General features: G+C 72.7%; 16 protein-coding genes. 8 read left to right on the top strand and 8 right to left on the bottom strand.

Features of this window, described 5'->3' with window-relative positions; translation table 11 throughout:
• Positions 1 to 166: 166 nt before the first annotated feature.
• Entirely contained in the window at positions 167 to 610 is a 444-nt protein-coding gene (locus tag L3K22_RS11735; RefSeq protein ID WP_263311524.1) for a DUF3054 domain-containing protein, read from the top strand.
• A gap of 2 nt (positions 611 to 612) precedes the next feature.
• Here the strand turns inward: L3K22_RS11735 and hisD are convergent, their stop codons facing one another.
• Positions 613 to 1,950, bottom strand: a complete 1,338-nt coding sequence (gene hisD, locus L3K22_RS11730) for a histidinol dehydrogenase (RefSeq protein WP_263311523.1) — start codon at positions 1,948 to 1,950, stop codon at positions 613 to 615.
• Positions 1,951 to 2,052: 102 nt separating this feature from the next.
• Between hisD and zupT the strand changes: the two genes are divergently transcribed.
• The 4 genes from zupT to L3K22_RS11710 all read left to right on the top strand — a co-directional run bounded on the left by zupT (position 2,053) and on the right by L3K22_RS11710 (position 7,473).
• Positions 2,053 to 2,883: a zinc transporter ZupT gene (gene zupT, locus L3K22_RS11725; RefSeq protein ID WP_263311522.1), complete on the top strand. Its 831-nt coding sequence runs from the start codon at positions 2,053 to 2,055 to the stop codon at positions 2,881 to 2,883.
• 44 nt (positions 2,884 to 2,927) lie between these two features.
• Entirely contained in the window at positions 2,928 to 4,112 is a 1,185-nt protein-coding gene (locus tag L3K22_RS11720) for a hypothetical protein (protein ID WP_263311521.1), read from the top strand.
• Between the two features lie 198 nt (positions 4,113 to 4,310).
• A complete protein-coding gene (locus L3K22_RS11715; RefSeq protein ID WP_263311520.1) occupies positions 4,311 to 6,539 on the top strand; it encodes an NADP-dependent isocitrate dehydrogenase in 2,229 nt (742 codons plus the stop codon).
• 145 nt (positions 6,540 to 6,684) lie between these two features.
• Positions 6,685 to 7,473, top strand: coding sequence for an alpha/beta fold hydrolase (locus L3K22_RS11710; RefSeq protein ID WP_263311519.1), 789 nt, complete (start codon positions 6,685 to 6,687; stop codon positions 7,471 to 7,473).
• Positions 7,474 to 7,483: 10 nt separating this feature from the next.
• Here the strand turns inward: L3K22_RS11710 and L3K22_RS11705 are convergent, their stop codons facing one another.
• The 6 genes from L3K22_RS11705 to L3K22_RS11680 all read right to left on the bottom strand — a co-directional run bounded on the left by L3K22_RS11705 (position 7,484) and on the right by L3K22_RS11680 (position 12,750).
• Positions 7,484 to 8,332: a sulfite exporter TauE/SafE family protein gene (locus L3K22_RS11705; protein ID WP_263311518.1), complete on the bottom strand. Its 849-nt coding sequence runs from the start codon at positions 8,330 to 8,332 to the stop codon at positions 7,484 to 7,486.
• 52 nt (positions 8,333 to 8,384) lie between these two features.
• Positions 8,385 to 9,674 (bottom strand): globin domain-containing protein, encoded by a 1,290-nt coding sequence (locus tag L3K22_RS11700; RefSeq protein ID WP_263311517.1) that lies wholly within the window; start codon positions 9,672 to 9,674, stop codon positions 8,385 to 8,387.
• Between the two features lie 151 nt (positions 9,675 to 9,825).
• The gene (locus L3K22_RS11695; protein WP_263311516.1) at positions 9,826 to 10,206 is read right to left on the bottom strand and encodes a DUF488 domain-containing protein; all 381 of its coding nucleotides are present in this window, start codon (positions 10,204 to 10,206) and stop codon (positions 9,826 to 9,828) included.
• 197 nt (positions 10,207 to 10,403) lie between these two features.
• Positions 10,404 to 10,901 carry a thiol peroxidase gene (tpx, locus tag L3K22_RS11690; protein ID WP_263311515.1) on the bottom strand — a complete coding sequence of 166 codons (498 nt, stop codon included), beginning with the start codon at positions 10,899 to 10,901 and terminating at the stop codon, positions 10,404 to 10,406.
• A 60-nt stretch (positions 10,902 to 10,961) separates the two neighbouring features.
• The gene (locus tag L3K22_RS11685) at positions 10,962 to 11,888 is read right to left on the bottom strand and encodes a polyphosphate kinase 2 family protein (RefSeq protein ID WP_263311514.1); all 927 of its coding nucleotides are present in this window, start codon (positions 11,886 to 11,888) and stop codon (positions 10,962 to 10,964) included.
• A 130-nt stretch (positions 11,889 to 12,018) separates the two neighbouring features.
• Positions 12,019 to 12,750 carry a PepSY domain-containing protein gene (locus tag L3K22_RS11680; RefSeq protein ID WP_263311513.1) on the bottom strand — a complete coding sequence of 244 codons (732 nt, stop codon included), beginning with the start codon at positions 12,748 to 12,750 and terminating at the stop codon, positions 12,019 to 12,021.
• Positions 12,751 to 13,063: 313 nt separating this feature from the next.
• On the opposite strand from L3K22_RS11680, the gene L3K22_RS11675 reads away from it, so the two are divergent.
• Together L3K22_RS11675 and L3K22_RS11670 are read left to right on the top strand one after the other, a co-directional pair.
• Positions 13,064 to 15,532, top strand: coding sequence for a phosphoketolase family protein (locus tag L3K22_RS11675; protein WP_263311512.1), 2,469 nt, complete (start codon positions 13,064 to 13,066; stop codon positions 15,530 to 15,532).
• A gap of 211 nt (positions 15,533 to 15,743) precedes the next feature.
• Positions 15,744 to 16,073 (top strand): acylphosphatase, encoded by a 330-nt coding sequence (locus L3K22_RS11670; RefSeq protein ID WP_263311511.1) that lies wholly within the window; start codon positions 15,744 to 15,746, stop codon positions 16,071 to 16,073.
• Here the strand turns inward: L3K22_RS11670 and L3K22_RS11665 are convergent.
• A complete protein-coding gene (locus L3K22_RS11665) occupies positions 16,063 to 16,713 on the bottom strand; it encodes an SDR family oxidoreductase (RefSeq protein ID WP_263311510.1) in 651 nt (216 codons plus the stop codon). The two genes, L3K22_RS11670 and L3K22_RS11665, sit on opposite strands and share 11 nt — an antisense overlap.
• Before the next feature lie 226 nt (positions 16,714 to 16,939).
• On the opposite strand from L3K22_RS11665, the gene L3K22_RS11660 reads away from it, so the two are divergent.
• A complete protein-coding gene (locus tag L3K22_RS11660) occupies positions 16,940 to 18,004 on the top strand; it encodes a DUF808 domain-containing protein (protein WP_263311509.1) in 1,065 nt (354 codons plus the stop codon).
• Positions 18,005 to 18,203: the final 199 nt, after the last annotated feature.

The following is an 18,203-nucleotide window of genomic DNA, read 5'->3' as shown; positions in this document are numbered from 1 at the left end:
CATCGTAGTTGGCGTCGCGGGTGCAGGTCCCCCCGGTCCGCGTCGCGGCCCCGGGGCCCGCGCCGACGTGACGTGGCTCATCGTCATCTCGTCCCGCATCCCCGCGCCGGTCGTCCCGGGGCCTTCCCTCGGTGAGCTCCACGCCGCGTCCCAGTACTCTGGCGGGATGTTCCGTTCCCTGGGTGCCCTCGTCGGCGACCTGCTGGTCGTCATCCTCTTCGTCGCCATCGGCTTCGTGCAGCACGGCACGCCCCTGACCACCGAGAACATCTTCCTGGTGGGGTGGCCCTTCGCCGTCGGCGCGCTGCTGGGCCATCTCGCGATCCGCGCCTGGCGCGCCCCGTTCCGGATCTGGCCGCACGGCCTCTTCGTGTGGGCGATCACCCTCGCGACAGGGATGGCGGTCCGCACCCTGTTCGGGGCGGGCACCGAGGTGTCCTTCCTCATCGTCACCGCGATCGTGCTGGCGGTCGGGATGCTGGGCTGGCGCGCGATCGCGCTGTGGCTCACCCGGGGAGAGCGTGCCGCGGAGCGCCGCGCCGCCGTCGAGGAGAGCCCGACGGGCGCCGACCGGACGGCCGACGCCGACCGGACTACCGACGCCGGCTGATCTCAGCCCTCGAAGCGGACGTCGATCGCGGTGCCGTGGGCGGGCAGCCCCTCGGCGCGGGCGAGCGTGGTCGCCGCCTCGCGGGCGCCGGCGAGCGCGTCGCGGTCGTAGCGGACCACGTGGATGCCGCGCAGGAAGGTCTGCACCCCGAGCCCGCCGGTGAAGCGGGAGGTGCCGCCCGTGGGCAGCACGTGGTTGGAGCCTGCGGCGTAGTCGCCGAGGCTGACGGGGCTGTGGGGGCCGACGAAGACGGCGCCGGCGTTGGTCACGCGTGCGGCGACCTCGTCGGCCTCGGACGTCTGGATCTCGAGGTGCTCGGCCCCGTAGGCGTCCACGACCGCGAGGCCCTGGGCGAGGTCCGCGACGAGCACGGCGCCGCTCTGCGGTCCGCGCAGCGCCTCCTCGATCCGCTCGCGGTGGAAGGCGGCGGGGACCTGGGCGGCGAGCGCCGCCTCGACTGCCTCGACCAGTGCCTCGGACGGCGTGACCAGCACGCTCGCGGCCATCGGGTCGTGCTCGGCCTGGGAGATGAGGTCCGCGGCGACGAAGGCGGGATCGGCGGTGTCGTCGGCGAGGATCGCGATCTCGGTGGGGCCGGCCTCGGCGTCGATGCCGACCTTCCCGCGCACGAGGCGCTTGGCGGCGGCGACGTAGACGTTGCCGGGTCCGGTGACGAGGTCCACGCCCTCGAGCCCGTCGCCGTCGCCGAGGTCCTCCGCGCCGTGGGCGAGCAGCGCGATCGCCTGGGCGCCGCCGGCGGCGAGCACCTCGGTGACCCCGAGCAGCGCGCAGGCGGCGAGGATCGTGGGGTGGGGCAGGCCGCCGAACTCCTTCTGCGGTGGGGAGGCGAGCACGATCTGCTCGACCCCGGCGGCCTGGGCGGGCACCACGTTCATCACCACGGAGCTGGGCAGCACGGCGCGGCCGCCCGGCACGTACAGGCCGACGCGGCGCACCGGGACCCAGCGCTGGGTGACGGTTCCTCCGGGCACCACCTCGACGGTCTCGGCGGGACGGACCTGGGCGGCGTCGACCGCGCGCACCCGGGCGATCGACTCCTCGAGCGCGGAGCGGATCTGCGGGTCGAGCTCCGCGAGGGCGCGCTCGAGCTCGGCGGCGGGGACCCGCAGATGCGCGGGACGGATCCCGTCGAAGCGCTCGGAGGCCTCGAGCACCGCCTCGGCGCCGCGGGCTGCGACGTCCTCGACCACGGGGCGCACGGCCTCGGCGGCCGCGGCGACGTCGAGCTCCGCACGCGGCAGGGCGGCGGTGAGCTGGGCGGCGCTCAGGCTGCGGGCGCGCAGGTCGGTGACGGTGAGGAAGGCGTCGGCGGGGGACATGGGGTCAGTCTAGGAGCGGTCATCCAGCGTCGGCCGTGGTGCCCACCACGGGACGGGCCGAGGGTCCCCGCCGAGGCGCGGACCGCCCAGTAGGGTGCACGGGTGCTCGTCGCCTTCCTCCTCACCCTCGTCGCCGGCGGCGCCACCTCGATCGGCGCCGCTCTCGGCGTGCTCGGCCGCGGGACCGGGCAGAGGTTCCTCGCCGGCGGGCTGGGCCTGTCGGCCGGCGTCATGCTCTACGTCTCCTTCGTCGAGCTGCTGCCCGAGGGCGCCCGGGTGCTCTCCGGCGGCGCGTCCCCGACCGGGCGCGGCACGGCGCTGGCGACCCTGTCCTTCTTCGTCGGGATCGCGCTGATCGCCGTGCTCGACCGGCTCGTCCCCCGCGCCGTCAGCCCGCACGAGTTCGCCGGCCGCATGGACGGCAGCCACGGACGGGCCGAGGTGCGCGAGCCCGACGAGCAGCTCGAGGACCGGGCGCTGCGCGCCCGCCTGCTGCGCACCGGCGCGATCACCGCCGCGGCCCTGGCCCTGCACAACGTGCCCGAGGGCTTCGCGACCTTCGCCGCCGCGCTGCAGGCCCCCGAGGTCGCGATCCCCGTGGTCGCCGCGATCGCCCTGCACAACATCCCCGAGGGCCTCGCCGTCGCCGTGCCCGTGCGCCGCGCGACCGGCTCGCGCAGCAAGGCGTTCTGGTTGGCGACGATGACGGGGCTCGCCGAGCCCGTCGGCGCCGTGATCGGCTACCTGCTGCTCGCCCCCGTGCTCACCGGCGACGCGATGGGCGCGATCCTGGCCGGCGTGGCCGGGGTGATGGTGTTCGTGTCCCTGGACGAGCTGCTGCCCGCCGCGGAGGAGACCGGGGAGCACCACACGGTCATCTACTCGCTGATCGCCGGCATGGCCGTCATGGCGGTGACCCTGCTGGTGCTGTGACGCTCCGGTAGGTTCTGTGCGGGGACGACGGGGAGGGGGACACGATGACGACCAGGGCAGCCAGGGGGCTCGCGCGCCCGGAACGGATCGTCGCCGCCGCAGGGGCGCTCGCGCTCGCCGCCTCCCTCGTCGCCTGCGATGCGCTGCCCGGACCGCTCGGCGGCGAGGACCCCTCGAGCCAGGCGGCGACCGCGGCCCCGATGGACCCAGAGCAGGTGGCCGGCGCCGAGACCGTCCCGGTGGATCCCGCCTGGCTGTGCGACCCGGGCACGGCGGAGGACCCCCTGCCCTCCCGCGACGCGGGGACGCTGACCCCCACGAGCGTGCAGGCGGAGGGCAACGAGGTGATGATCACCGGCGACCTCGCCCTCGAGCCGGGCGCCGCCTACGGCGGGCTCGCCCCCGAGGCCGTGATCGTCCCCGCGCACCCCGCGGACCGCGACGCGCCGGCCGAGGGGTACGGGGACGCGCTCGGCGTCGACGGCGCCCCGGCGCCGCCGATGGTGGTGCGGGCCCGGGTCGAGACGACCACCGAGGGCCCCGCACCCTCCACCGTCGCCGCCCGGCTCGTGCTCGGCACCTGCGACGACGCCCCGCTGCGCGACGGGCAGTACCTGCTGCGCCTGTCCGGCGCGAGCCCGGAGGGCTCCGGCCGCGCCACGGAGCGCAGCGGCTGGGAGGCGAGCGCCGACGTGCTGCTGGACGTGGTCGACGGCCGCCTGCGGGCCGTTCCCGGCGCGGTCACGGCGGAGGACGGCGAGACCCCCGCGGACCTCTCCTCCCTGGGCTGCGGCCGCGAGCTCGCCCCCGTCGGCGACGGCGCCGGGCTGAGCGTCGCCGCCGCCGACCCCTCCCCCGCCGTCCATACCGAGGCGGGCGAGGACGAGGCGGGCGCGGGCGCGACCGCGCAGGTCACCGCCGCCTCCGAGGACCACGGCACCCTGCCCCTGATGACCGGGATCGTGGTGACCCGCCCCGGGGACGGCGTCATCGTCGCCGGGGCCCGGAACGCCGGCAGCATCCCGCTGCAGTGGATGGACGGCGAGGGGGTGAGCACCGCGGAGACCGCCTGGACCACGCACGGCGCCTGCCACGGCGCCCTCTCCCCCGGCGACTACCGCGCCCACGCCTTCGCCGTCACGGTCGACGCCGAGGACGCCACCCACGTCGTGCTCTCCGACCCCTGGGACCTCGAGGTGCTCGAGGGCGCCGAGCCCGAGGACGGCTGAGCGCCGCGGCGACTCGCCTCCTCGTCGGCCGTTCTGTCGTCCCGTCGGCCGCCCGGGACTGCGCCCCGCACCCCGCTCACGTACCGTGGGGGCGTCCGGTTCGGCGGACGGCCGTGCCCGCCGTCGAAGAATTCTTGACGTCAAGATAGCCTTGGCCCGAGACCCATGACGCATCGACCCGAGGGAGCCCCGCGACACATGGCGCGCATCATCTACACCCACACCGACGAGGCACCGATGCTGGCGACCGCCTCGTTCCTGCCGATCCTCGACGCCTTCTCCGACACCGCCGGGATTGAGGTCACCACCCGTGACATCTCCCTGGCCGGACGCATCGTCGCGGCGTTCTCGGACCTCCTGCCCGAGGAGCAGCGGGAGGCTGACGCGCTCGCCGAGCTGGGCGAGCTCGCGAAGACGCCCGAGGCGAACATCATCAAGCTGCCCAACATCTCGGCCTCCGTGCCGCAGCTGAAGGCCGCGATCGCCGAGCTGCAGGGCCAGGGCATCGCCCTGCCGGAGTACCCCGACAACCCCGAGACCGACGAGGAGAAGGACGTCCGCGCCCGCTACGACTCCGTCAAGGGCTCGGCCGTGAACCCCGTCCTGCGCGAGGGCAACTCCGACCGCCGCGCCCCCGCCGCGGTGAAGAACTTCGCCAAGAAGCACCCCCACCGCATGGGCGAGTGGAGCAAGGACTCACGGACCTCGGTCGCGACGATGGGCGCGGACGACTTCCGCTCCAACGAGCAGTCCGTGGTGATGGACGCCGAGGACACCCTCTCGATCGTGCACGTCGCCGCCGACGGCACGGAGACCGTGCTCAAGCCGTCCGTGCCGGTGCTGGACGGCGAGGTCGTCGACTCCACCGTCATGCGGGTCGCGGCGCTGGAGACCTTCCTGCGCGAGCAGATCGCCGCGGCGAAGGAGCAGGGCGTGCTCTTCTCCCTGCACCTCAAGGCCACGATGATGAAGGTCTCCGACCCGATCCTCTTCGGCCACGCGGTCCGCGCCTTCTTCCCCACCCTGTTCGCCCAGTACGGCGGCCTGCTCGCCGAGGCGGGCCTGTCCCCGAACAACGGGCTCGGCGGCCTGCTCGCCGGGATCGACGAGCTCGACGAGTCGGTGCGCGAGGGCGCCCGCGCCGCGATCGACCAGGACCTCGCCGCGGGCCCCGATCTCGCGATGGTGAACTCCCACAAGGGCATCACCAACCTCCACGTCCCCTCCGACGTCATCATCGACGCCTCCATGCCGGCGATGATCCGCACCTCGGGCCACATGTGGAACAAGGACGACGCCGAGCAGGACACCCTCGCGGTGATCCCCGACTCCTCGTACGCGGGCGTCTACTCCGCGACCATCGAGGACTGCCAGAGCAACGGCGCCTTCGACCCCACCACCATGGGCACCGTCCCCAACGTCGGCCTCATGGCGCAGAAGGCCGAGGAGTACGGCTCCCACGACAAGACCTTCGAGATCGCGGCCGAAGGGCGCGTCGAGGTGCGCGACTCCTCCGGTGCGGCGCTGATGACCCACGAGGTCGCCGCCGGCGACGTGTTCCGCGCCTGCCAGGCGAAGGACGCGCCGATCCGCGACTGGGTGCAGCTCGCCGTGCGCCGCTCGCGCCAGTCCGGGATGCCGGCCGTGTTCTGGCTGGACGAGACCCGCGCCCACGACCGCAACCTCATCGCCAAGGTGAATGCCTACCTCGCCGAAGAGGACACCGAGGGCCTGGACCTCCGCATCCTCTCCCCGATCGAGGCGACGAAGCACACCCTGGCCCGCGTCCGCGCCGGCGAGGACACCATCTCCGTCACCGGCAACGTGCTGCGCGACTACCTCACCGACCTCTTCCCCATCATGGAGCTCGGCACGAGCGCCAAGATGCTCTCGGTGGTGCCGCTGATGAACGGCGGCGGCCTCTTCGAGACCGGTGCCGGCGGCTCCGCGCCCAAGCACGTCCAGCAGCTCATCGAGGAGAACTACCTGCGCTGGGACTCTCTCGGCGAGTTCCTGGCACTGGCCGAGTCCCTGCGCCACCTCTCCCGCACCGCGGACAACGCCCGCGCCGCCGTGCTGGCCGACGCGCTGGACCGTGCGACCGAGACCCTGCTGAACGAGGGGAAGTCCCCGCAGCGCAGGCTCGGCTCGATCGACAACCGCGGCAGCCACTTCTACCTCGCGATGTACTGGGCGCAGGAGCTGGCGAAGCAGACCGAGGATGCGGAGCTCGCCACCGCCTTCGGCCCCATCGCGAAGGAGCTCACCGACGGCGAGGAGACCATCGCCGCCGAGCTGCTCGCGGTGCAGGGCGAGCCCGCGGACATCGGCGGCTACTACCGCCCCGACCCGGAGAAGACCGCCGCCGTGATGCGCCCGTCGGCGACCTTCAACCGCATCCTCGAGGAGATCTCCGCGGCACTGTGACCGCGGCGCGCTCCTGACCGGGGCCGGGCCGGTCATCCTTCGATGACCCTCCCGGCCCCTTCTCCGTGCGCTCGCCCCGAACGGCACGGAGCCGCGGCGCTCCGTATCCTGGTCCCGCCCGCTCCCGCGCCCGAAGGACCTCCCCATGCCCGTCATCCCCTCCCCCGTCGACGGCATCGACCTGCGCTACGACGTCTCCGGGGACGGACCGCCGCTGGTGCTGCTGCACGGCTCGGTGCTCTCCCGTGCGATCTGGCGGGGACTCGGCTATCTCGGGCCGCTCACCGCCGAGCACACCGTGCTCCGGGTGGACCTCCGCGGCCACGGCAGCTCCGGGAAGCCCCACGACCCCGCGGCGTACACGCAGGAGGTCTTCGTGCAGGACCTGCTCGCCGTGCTCGACGCGGAGGGGATCGGCCGCGCGGCGCTGATGGGTTACTCGCTCGGCGCACGCATCGCGCTGAGCACGACGCTGGCGCATCCTGGCCTGGTCACGCGCCTGGTGAGCCTCGGCGGCTCGGCCTCCGCGCAGCGGGGCGCGGTGGACTCGGTGTTCTTCCCGGGCGTGATCGACGCGGTCCGCGAGCAGGGCATGGAGTCGTTCTGCGCCGGTCAGGGGCTGGGGCCGGAGGTCACCTCGCGCCGTGCGCGCGCCACCCGCACCGCCTTCCTCACCGCGGACCACGAGGCAGTCGCGGCGCTGCTCGCCGCGACCGACGCCACCGCCGCCGTTCCGGACGAGGCGCTCGCCTCCTGCACCGTGCCGGCCCTGTGGATGGCCGGCGATGCGGACCATCCCCGCCATGACGAGTCCGCGCGCGCCGCCGCGCTGATGCCGGACGCAGAGTTCGTCTCCCTGCCCGGCCGGGACCACGGCGGCACCCTGTTCCCGCCGGACGAGGTGCTCGAGCGGGTGCTGCCCTTCCTGCGCTGAGACCGCAGGCTCAGAGCACCTCACGCAGCAGCGCCGCCAGCGCGACCACCACGATCACGCCGCGCAGCGCCCTCTCGGGCAGACGCTTCGCCAGGTGCGCGCCGAAGAAGCCGCCCAGCAGCGAGCCCACCGCGATCGCGGCGCTCGCGGCCCACACCACCTGCGCGTCGACCACGAAGAACGCGATCGAGTAGATCAGCGCCGCGGCGAGGTTCACGCACAGGCTCAGCAGGTTCTTGACGCTGTTGACCGAGCCCATCGACCGCCCGGTGAAGACGCCGAGGATCCCCAGGTACAGCACTCCCTGCGCGGCAGTGAAGTAGCCGCCGTAGACGGAGGCCGCACCGATCGAACCGACCAGCGCCGGGGAGCGCAGCGGGCTGCGCGCGGAGCCGTCCGCCGACGCGCCCGCATCGGTCGCCCCCTCGGTCTCCGCCCCGTCGGCCGCGCCGCGGCCCTCGGCCCGCTTCTCCGAGCGGGAGCGCAGCGCGGTGGTCAGCGGCTTCTGCAGGACCACGAGCGCGAGGGCGACGACGATCAGCACGGGCACGACCACGTCGAGCGCCTCGGCAGGGGAGGTCAGCAGCAGCAGCGCGCCCACGCTCGCGCCCAGGAGAGCGGTGAGCACCAGCGGCGTGAGATCGCGTCGCTCCTCGGCGATCTCGCGGCGATAGCCGAGCACGGAGCCGACGGTGGAGAAGAACATCCCCACCGTGTTCGTGCGGACCGCGACGCCGGGCGGGAGACCGACCGCCAGCAGCACCGGGAGGGTGAGGAGGGAGCCGGATCCCACCGCCGCGTTGATGGCGCCGGCGACCACGCCCATGACGAGCAGGACGAGAAGGGAGAGGGGTTCCACGAGGGACGACCCTAGTCCTCCTCCGCCGTCCGCGACGGGCGGTCCACGGGACTCAGGCGCCCGGGAGCAACCAGTCGTTCGGGGAGAACAGCTCCACGTGCATCCGCTCCTCCTCCGTCCCGGCCGCGAGCAGCTGCTCGCGGGCGCCGCGCAGGAAGCCGCTGCCGCCGCAGAGATAGATCTCCGCACCCTCTGGCAGGTGCTCGCCCGTGATCGTCATCCGTCCCGTATGCGCCGAGAGGCGGGGGTCCGTCCGGCCCGCGAGGGGGTCCTCGCCGAGCTCGCCGGAGAACCACAGCCGGGCGCGGGAGCCGCTGTGCTCGGGCAGGGAGGCGACGGTGTCCAGCAGCTCGGGCAGGTGCGCGGCGTCGGCCGCGTCGCCGTCGGCGTGCAGCACGACCACCTCGCGCTCGCTGTCGACCGCGGCGAGATGGCGCAGCATCCCCAGCATCGGGGTGATCCCGATACCCGCCGAGACCAGCACGAGGGGCGAGGTCGCCTGCGCGTCGAGGACCAGGTCGCCGGCGGGGAGGGTCACCTGCAGCTCGTCGCCCTCGTGGAGGGTGCGGTGGAGGTGCGAGGAGACCTCGCCGGCCGGGTCCAAGTCCTCGCGCCGCACCGAGATCCGCCAGCGTCCCCGGCCGGGGGCGTCGGAGAGCGAGTACTGACGCAGCTGCCTCGCCCCGTCGGCCAGGCGCACGCCGACGCTGATGTACTGGCCGGGCAGGAAGTCGGCGAGCGGCTCGTCCCCCTCGGGGGCGGCCAGCTCGAAGCTCGCCACGCTCGAGCTCTCCTCGATCCGGCGGATGACGCGGGCGGTGCGGAACACGTCGCCCGGGGTCACCTGCGCCTCGGCGTACAGCCTGTGCTCGAAGGCGATGAGCGTGCGGGCCATGTGCCAGTAGACGGCGTCCCACGCGGCGGCCACGTCCCCGGTGACCACGTCGGCGCCGAGCACCTCGACGATCGCGGCCATCAGGTGCTCGTGGACGATCTCGTACTGGTCCTCGGTGATGCCGAGGGAGACGTGCTTGTGCCCGATCCGGGACAGCAGCGCGGCGGGGCTCGGCCCGTCCGGGGCGACCAGCAGGGTCGCATAGGTCGCGACGGAGGCGGCGAGCGCCTTCTGCTGGGCGCCCTGGGCCTGGTTGCCGCGGTTGAAGGTGTCGCGCAGCAGCTCGGGGTGCGCGGCGAACATCCGCCCGTAGAACACCGGGGCGATCTCCTCGATGTGCTGCCCGACGAGCGGAAGCGTGTCCCGCACGATCTGCTCGTGAGCAGGCTCGAGTCGCTCCTCGATGTCGAGCTGCGGGTGGAGGATCGAGGCGGTCGCCACGGACATGGCAGGTCCTTCCTGGACGGGGCGGGGCTGTCGGCCGTCTGCCGTCGACGGCCTGCTCGTCCACGTTAGGGGCGCGTTGACAGGAAGCCCCCGGACCTTCGTCCCCGTCGACGGCGGCGGGTTCAGCCGACGGGGAGCGGGGGCAAAGGCCTCAGCCGGCGAGCTCCTGCAGCACCTCCTGCAGCACCTGGGCGTGGTTGTGCTCGACGTCTTTCGCGGCGAACAGCAGCACGAGGGCGCCCGCCCCGTCCTCCTCCGCCCGGTCCAGCAGCGCCTGGGCGGCCCCGCCCTCCTCCAGCTCGCGGCGATAGCGGGCGGAGAACTCCTCGAAGTCGAGCTCCCCGCCGTGGAAGGCCTTGCGCAGCTCGGAGCTCGGGGCGACGTCCTTGTCCCACTCGTCGTGGACGAGGCGCTCCTTCTTCACGCCGCGCGGCCAGAGACGGTCCACCAGCACGCGGCGCTCGCCGTCGGCGGGCCCGTCGTCGTCCAGCAGATCGTGGACGCGCTCGAGGGTGATGGTCAGGGCGGACATGGTGAGCTCCTTCCGTCGGGCGGCCCGAGGATCGGTGGGGCGACCGGTGCCAAGGGGCCGAGGTGTTCAGGGGCCGAGGTGCGCTGCCCGGCAAGCACAGGGGTCGAGGTGCGCGGGGGCGAGGGTGCGCAGGCCGGGAAGCACAGGACCCGGCGCGCGACGAGCGGTCACGGCCGGGTCCGGCGGGGCGGGCGGGCTCAGGCGAGCACGGCCGCGGCGGCGTCGTAGTCGGGCTCCTCGGAGACCTCGGCGACCTGCTCGGTGTACAGAACCGTGCCGTCGACGTCGGCGATGACGACCGCGCGGGAGAGCAGACCCGCGAGCGGCCCGTCCTTCATGGTCACGCCGAAGTCCTCGCCGAAGGAGGAGCGGAAGGCGGAGCCGGTGACCACGTTCTCGATGCCCTCGGCGCCGCAGAAGCGGGCCTGCGCGAAGGGCAGGTCCTTCGAGACGCAGACGACGACGGTGTTCTCGAAGCCGGCGGCGAGCTCGTTGAACTTCCGCACGGACATGGCGCAGGTGCCGGTGTCCAGGGACGGGAAGATGTTCAGCACGACGCGCTTGCCGGCGAGGTCCGCGCCGGAGACGGCGCCGAGGTCCTGGCCCACGAGCTCGAAGGCCGGCAGCGCCGAGCCCTTCGCGGGCAGCTCGCCGACGGTGGTGACGGGTTCGTTCTTGAAGGTGATGGAAGCCATGGCTCCATCATCGGCCTGCGAGCGTGCGGACACAAGCCGAGGTCACGGGCCCGGGCGGGCTCAGTCCGACTCGCCCTGCCCCATCGTCTCGCGCAGCCGGTCGATCTCCGCCAGGACGTCGAAGTCCGCCGTCGGCCACTGCGGGTCGATGTCCGTCAGCGCGTCGATCAGCAGCTGCTGCACGGCGATCCGCGCGTACCACTTGCGGTCGGCGGGGATCACGTGCCAGGGCGCACCGACGGTGGAGGTGGCGCGCAGCGCCTTGGTGTACGCGTCCATGTAGTCGTCCCAGTGCTGGCGCTCGTCGACGTCGGCGGGGTTGTACTTCCAGTGCTTGTCCGGGCGCTCGAGCCGCTCCATCAGCCTCGATCCCTGCTCCTCGTAGGAGATGTGGAGCATGACCTTCACGACCGTGGTGCCGGCCGCGGCGAGCTCCCGCTCGAAGGCGTTGATCGCCGTGTATCGCGAGCGGATCTCCTTCGAGTCCGCCCAGCCGTGGACGCGGTGGATCAGCACGTCCTCGTAGTGGGAGCGGTCGAACACGCCGATCGTCCCCGGAGCCGGGGCGTGCGGGCGGATCCGCCACAGGAAGTCGTGCTTCTTCTCCTCCGCCGTCGGGGCCTTGAACGCGGTGATCTCCACGCCCTGCGGATCGACGCTCCCCACGACGTGGCGCATGATCCCGCCCTTTCCGGAGGTGTCCATGCCCTGCACGATCAGCAGCACGGAGCGACCCTCGCCGTTGCCGTGGTAGGCGGCGTAGAGCCGCTCCTGGAGCTCGTCGAGCTCCGCATCGCGGGCGAGCAGGAACTCCTTGCCGTCGGCCTTCTTGCCGGAGAAGCCGGGCGTGGCGCGCGGGTCGAAGTCCTGCACGTCACCCTTCCAGTCGTTCGCGATCGGGAACCCACGGGGCGCCTCCTGCCCGGACCCGTCGGACTTCTTCTTCGAGGACTTCTTCTTCGAGGACTTCTTCTTCGAGTTCGCCATGTGGAGGAGCGTAGCGGTCGGGGCTCACCACAGGGGTTCGTTCAGAACCGCCAGCGACAGGACCGGCGGATCCGCGGCGTCGAGACGCGGTTCCTCAGAGGCCCGGGTCCACGTCTCGGCGGCAGGCAGCTCAGTCGTCGACGCGGACCTCGCCCGTCTCGACGTCCACCTCGACCTCCACGTCGTCGTCGCCGCTGCTGCGGTCGATGTCGATCGTGTAGTGGATGCAGCCGTCGTCGGAGGAGAGGTCCCAGCCGGAGACCCGTCCCGGCTCCTTCCCGAGCGCGGCCTCGATCGCCTCGGCGTAGGGCATCGGGGAGGTCACGTCGACGGCCGGGTCCTGGTCGTCGTCATCTTCCTGGTCGTGCTCGGTGACCTCGCCACGGGTCGCGTCGATGTCGAGGTCGTGCTGGCGGCCGCCGTCGACGATCTCGAGCTGCCACTCCCACACGTCGTCGTCATGGTCGATCTCGATCTGGACCAGCTCGCCGCCGCCGACGTCGTCCAGGCCGATCTCGACGGCCTTCTCCGCGGTGATCGGCAGCTGCTCGGTGGCGAGGTCGGCGTCCTCGGGCAGCGCCGCAGCACCGGCCGCCGGGGCCTCTCCCCCGTCGTCGCTCGCCGCCCCGCCGTCGGAGGCGCCGTCGTCGCTCGCACCGTCGTCGGAGGCGGTGTCGTCGGCGGTGGCGGTGTCGTCGTCGGCGGCGCCGGCGTCCTCCTGCTCGGAAGCGCCGGGGCCCTCGACGGCAGGGGCCTCGTCGCTGCCGGAGTCGGCGCCGCACCCGGCGGCAAGGCCGAGCACGAGTGCCGAGAGGGCGATGCCGCGGACGGTGCTGCGGGAAAGGGCGGAGGTGCGGGTCATGGGGTCGGCCTTCCTGGGATCGACCGGCGGATCGAGTCCGCCGCTCTGCGTGTGACCTCAGGCTATGCCGTCGGGCGACGCTCCCGACGGTTCCTGAGCACCTTCTCATCGGACCCTCATCGAGTGCTCATCGGTCGGTCAGGACGGTGCCGCGCCCTCTTGCGCCCGTCGCGATGCCCGGGCACGCCGTCCAGGGCCCGAAGGTCCCTTCCCACCCTGCTGCTCCGGCCATACGGTGGCCGTATCGACGCCGAGCCGGTCCATGGCACGGCACCTCAGGTCCCAGGATCATCAGGTACATCAGGAAGGCACCATGACCACCTCTCCCGCATGGCCCAGCACCCCCTCCTCCGCCCCCTCCGACACCGACCTCGAGCGGCTCGACGCCTGGTGGCGCGCCGCGAACTACCTCTCCGTCGGCCAGATCTACCTCAAGGACAATCCGCTGCTGCGCAAGCCCCTGCAGCGCGAGCACGTCAAACCGCGACTGCTCGGACACTGGGGCACCACCCCGGGCCTGACCTTCCTCTACGCCCACGCGAACCGGGCCATCGCCCAGCGCGGGCTGAACGCCATGTACATCACCGGACCCGGACACGGCGGCCCCGGCCTCGTCGCCGCGTCCTACCTCGAGGGCACCTACTCCGAGGTGTACCACGCGGTGAGCGAGAACGAGGAGGGGATGAAGCGCCTGTTCACGCAGTTCTCCTTCCCCGGCGGGATCCCCTCGCACGTCGCCCCGGAGACGCCCGGCTCGATCCACGAGGGCGGCGAGCTCGGCTACGCCCTCTCCCACGCCTACGGCGCCATGTTCGACAACCCCGACCAGATCGCGTTCACCGTGGTCGGCGACGGCGAGGCGGAGACCGGGCCGCTCGCCACCTCCTGGCACTCCAACAAGTTCCTCAACCCCCAGCAGGACGGGGTGGTGCTGCCGATCCTGCACCTGAACGGGTACAAGATCGCGAACCCGACTGTGCTTGCCCGGATCGGCGACGACGAGCTCGAGGCGCTGATGCGCGGCTACGGGCACGAGCCGCTCCTCTTCACCGGCGGCTTCGACGACGAGGATCCGCTCGAGACCCACCGCCGCTTCGCCGAGGTGCTCGATACGGCCCTCGACAGGATCGCGGAGATCAAGGCCCGGGCCGCGGAGGACGCCGAGGCCGGCCGCGAGACCGAGCGCCCCGCCTGGCCGATGATCGTGCTGCGCACCCCGAAGGGCTGGACCGGCCCGAAGGAGATCGACGGCCAGCAGGCCGAGGGATCCTGGCGCTCGCACCAGGTGCCGCTCGCCAGCGCCCGGGACACCGACGAGCACCTCGCCGAGCTCGACGCCTGGCTGCGCTCCTACCACCCCGAGGAGCTCTTCGACGAGAGCGGGACGCTGGTCGAGGACGTCGCCTCCACCGCCCCGACAGGCACGCTGCGCATGTCAGCGAACCCGTCGACCAACGGCGGCTCCGTGCTCACCCCGCTGCGCCTGCCCGACTTCCGCGAGTACGGCGTCGACGTGCCCGCGCCCGGCGGCTCCGTCTCCGAGGCGACGCGGGTGCTGGGCACCTGGCTGCGGGACGTGGTGCGCGAGAACCCCTCGACCTTCCGCATCTTCGGGCCCGACGAGACCGCCTCGAACCGGCTCCAGACCGTCTACGAGGTCACCGACAAGCAGTGGAACGCGGACTTCGAGGAGCATGACCGCTCCGAGCACCTCGCCCGGGCCGGCCGCGTCATGGAGATGCTCTCGGAGCACCAGTGCCAGGGCTGGCTCGAGGGCTACCTGCTCACCGGGCGGCACGGCATGTTCTCCTCCTACGAGGCGTTCATCCACATCGTCGACTCGATGGTCAACCAGCACGCGAAGTGGCTGAAGGTGACCAACGAGCTCGAGTGGCGCCGACCGATCGCCTCGCTGAACTACCTGCTGAGCTCGCACGTGTGGCGTCAGGACCACAACGGCTTCTCCCACCAGGACCCCGGCTTCATCGACCACATGGTCAACAAGAAGGCCGAGATCGTGCGGGTCTACCTGCCGCCGGACGCGAACACGCTGCTGTCCACCTACGACCACTGCCTGCGCTCGAAGCAGTACGTGAACGTGGTCGTGGCGGGGAAGCAGCCGAACCCGAACTGGCTGACGATGGACGAGGCGGTCGTGCACTGCACGCGGGGACTCGGCATCTGGGACTGGGCCGGGACCGAGGAGCCGGGCGAGGAGCCGGAGGTGGTGCTCGCCGCGGCCGGCGACATCCCCACCATCGAGGTGCTCGCCGCGGCGAAGATCCTGCGCGAGGAGATCCCGGACCTGCGGGTGCGGGTGGTCAACGTGGTGGACCTGATGCGGCTGCAGGACGAATCCGAGCACCCGCACGGCCTCTCGCAGAAGGACTTCGACGGGTACTTCGGGGAGGATGTCCCGGTGGTGTTCGCCTATCACGGCTATCCGTGGCTGATCCACCGCCTCGCCTACCGCCACGACCGTCACTCCCGCATCCACGTGCGCGGCTACAAGGAGGAGGGCACCACCACCACGCCCTTCGACATGCTGATGCTCAACGACACCGACCGCTACCACCTGGTGATGGACGTGATCGACCGCGTCGACGGGCTGGGAACGCGATTCGCCGGACTGCGCCAGCGCATGGTCGATGCCCGGGTCCGCGCCCGGGCCCACGCCTATGAGCACGGCGAGGACGCCCCGGACATCACCGCCTGGCAGTGGGGCGACGGCGGCGACGCGGTCTCGAACGAGCTGGAGGACACCGGCGGCGACAACGAGTGACCCCGTCCCGTCCTGGCCCACGGGCCGGGACGGGGCCCGGTCTCGAGTCGGGCTCAAGGGCCGGGCGTTCGGGGTCAGGGACGTGGGTCGTTGCCCGAGGGCCCGCCGAGCGCGAGACGCGCCCGGCGACGGGGCGGTTCCCGGCCCGTACTCTTGTCGCAACGGGCGCTGCGGCGCACCAGCGAGGCGAGGAGAGCGGGAAGCGGGGGCGATGAGCGAGCCGGAGCAGGACCAGGATCAGGGCGCCGACGCAGGCGTCGACGGCGCGGAGCGGATCCGCCGGATCGTGCGCGTGCGCGGACGGGTCCAGGGCGTGGGCTTCCGGATGGACGCCGCCAGGGAGGCGGCGCGACTCGGCGCCGCCGGGACCGTGCGCAACCTCTGGGACGGCACCGTCGAGGCGGACGTCGAGGGTGCGCCGGAGGTGGTCGAGGCCATGCTCGACCACCTCCGGCAGGGGCCTTCCAGCGCCCGCGTCGACGGGATCGACGTGCGCCGCGAGACGCCGCGCGGCCAGACGGGCTTCCGGATCAGCGGCTGAGGGAGGCGAAGGCCTCGCCGATCTCCTGCTCGCCGTCGTTGAAGGTCACGAACTTCCCGACGGATCCGGGCTCGGCGAGCGCAGCGACGATCGCGCGCGCGACGTTGCCGCGCGAGACCGTGCCGGACTCCGAGGCGGCGGTGTCGATGCGACCGGTCGGCTCCTCGAGGGTGAGGCCCGAGGGACCGAGGATCGTCCAGTCCAGTCCCGTGCCGCGCAGATGCTCGTCGGCCCGGGCCTTCGCCTCGGCGTAGGTGTGGAACGAGTCGTCCTCGGGCACGCCGTGGTCGAGCGAGGCGCCGAAGTAGCTGACCATCACATAGCGGGTGGCGCCGACGCGCTCGGCGGCGTCCATCGAGGCGACCGCCGCGTCGTGGTCGACCGCACGGGTGCGCTCGGGGGCCCCGCCGCCGGCGCCCGCGGTCCACACCACGGCGTCCTTCCCGCGCAGGAGCTCGTCCCAGCCCCGCTCGTCGAGGGTCTCGATGTCAGCGAGCACGGCCCTCGCGCCCGTCGCCTCGACCTCGCCTGCGTGCTCGGGGTTGCGGATCACGGAGTGCACCGTGTGACCGGCCTCGACCAGCAGCGGGGCCGCGAGCAGCGCGACCTTCCCATGTCCTCCGATGAGTGCGATATCCATAGCCTCCACCCTGTCACCTGCGCGGCGGCGCGTCGAGGGGCGGTCACGGATGTTCGCCGCAAGGGGAACGCGGGACGACCTCGTGTCGAGGCGCTGACGGGCGCCGGGCCGTGGGCGGAACCGGACCCGTGCCGTGATCATGGCCCTGCCGAGCGGTCCGTGACTCCTGCGCCGTTATCCTGAGCCCGGTCGCGCCCGCGGCCGACTCCTCGGAAGAAGGACTCTCATGGCCGGTGGACTCGCCGCCCTGCTCGACGACGTCGCCGCGCTCGCGCGCCTCGCGGCGGCCAGCGCCGACGACGTCGCCGCCGCCTCCGCGAAGGCCGGCTCCAAGGCGATCGGCGTCGTGATCGACGATGCCGCGGTGACGCCGCAGTACGTCCAGGGGATCAAGCCCAACCGGGAGCTGCCGATCATCTGGCGGATCACCAAGGGCTCGCTGCGCAACAAGCTCGTCTTCATCCTGCCGGTCCTGCTGCTGCTGAGCGTGTTCGCCCCCTGGCTGCTCACCCCGATCCTCATGCTCGGCGGCCTGTACCTCAGCTTCGAGGGCGCCGAGAAGGTCTGGGAGCTGGTGCGCGGGAAGCCCAAGGAGGCGCCTGCGAGCACCAAGGGCGCCGGGGCGGAGGACAAGGTCGTCTCGGGCGCGGTGCGCACCGACCTGATCCTCTCGGCCGAGATCATGGTGATCTCGATGAACTCGGTGGACACCGACAGCCTGTGGACGCGCGCCGCGGTCCTCGTGGTGATCGCGCTCGGCATCACCGCGCTGGTCTACGGCGCCGTGGGCCTGCTGGTGAAGATGGACGACATCGGCCTGGCGATGGCCATGGACGAGGACTCCTCCGAGGGGAAGAAGCGCTTTGGCAAGGGCCTCGTCGGCGCGATGCCGCGGGTCATGGACGTGATCAGCTACGTCGGCATGGTCGCGATGCTGTGGGTGGGCGGCCACATCCTGCTGGTCGGCACCCATGAGCTCGGGCTCGCCCAGCCCTACGGCCTGGTGCACCATCTCGAGGGCCTGGTCGCGGGGGTCGCCGGCGTCGGCGCGCTGCTCGCCTGGCTGGTGAACACCTTCTTCTCCTTCGTGTTCGGCCTGATCATCGGCGGGATCCTCGCCGTGATCGTGCACTTCCTGCCCTTCGGCCACCGCGGCGGCGGCGAGGAGCACGGCGAGGGCGCAGGGCACGCCGCGGTCGATGGTCGCGGCACCGCCGACGTGCACGATGCAGGGACGGGCCGCGGGCAGGAGCCGGCCGGCGACTCGATGGAGCCGCCGGCCGCCCGCTGAGCGTCCCGCCTCTCCGCCCCGCCCGCTCCGGCAACCGGTGCCGCGTCGTCCCTCCACGGGGCGGCGCGGCGCCGCGCATGCTTACCGGGCTGCGCCGGCTGTGCGACGGTGAGCCGCCTCCGTCCCCGGCCGAGGAGCTCAGCGCCGTGCATCCCTAACCCCGCACAGCCCGGCCCGGAATCACGATCGGGTCAGGTTC

The organism is Brachybacterium atlanticum (assembly GCF_025669985.1).
Classification (GTDB): domain Bacteria; phylum Actinomycetota; class Actinomycetes; order Actinomycetales; family Dermabacteraceae; genus Brachybacterium; species Brachybacterium conglomeratum.
Note: the sequence above shows the minus strand (reverse complement) of the source record. Positions and strands in the feature narration are given on the sequence as shown.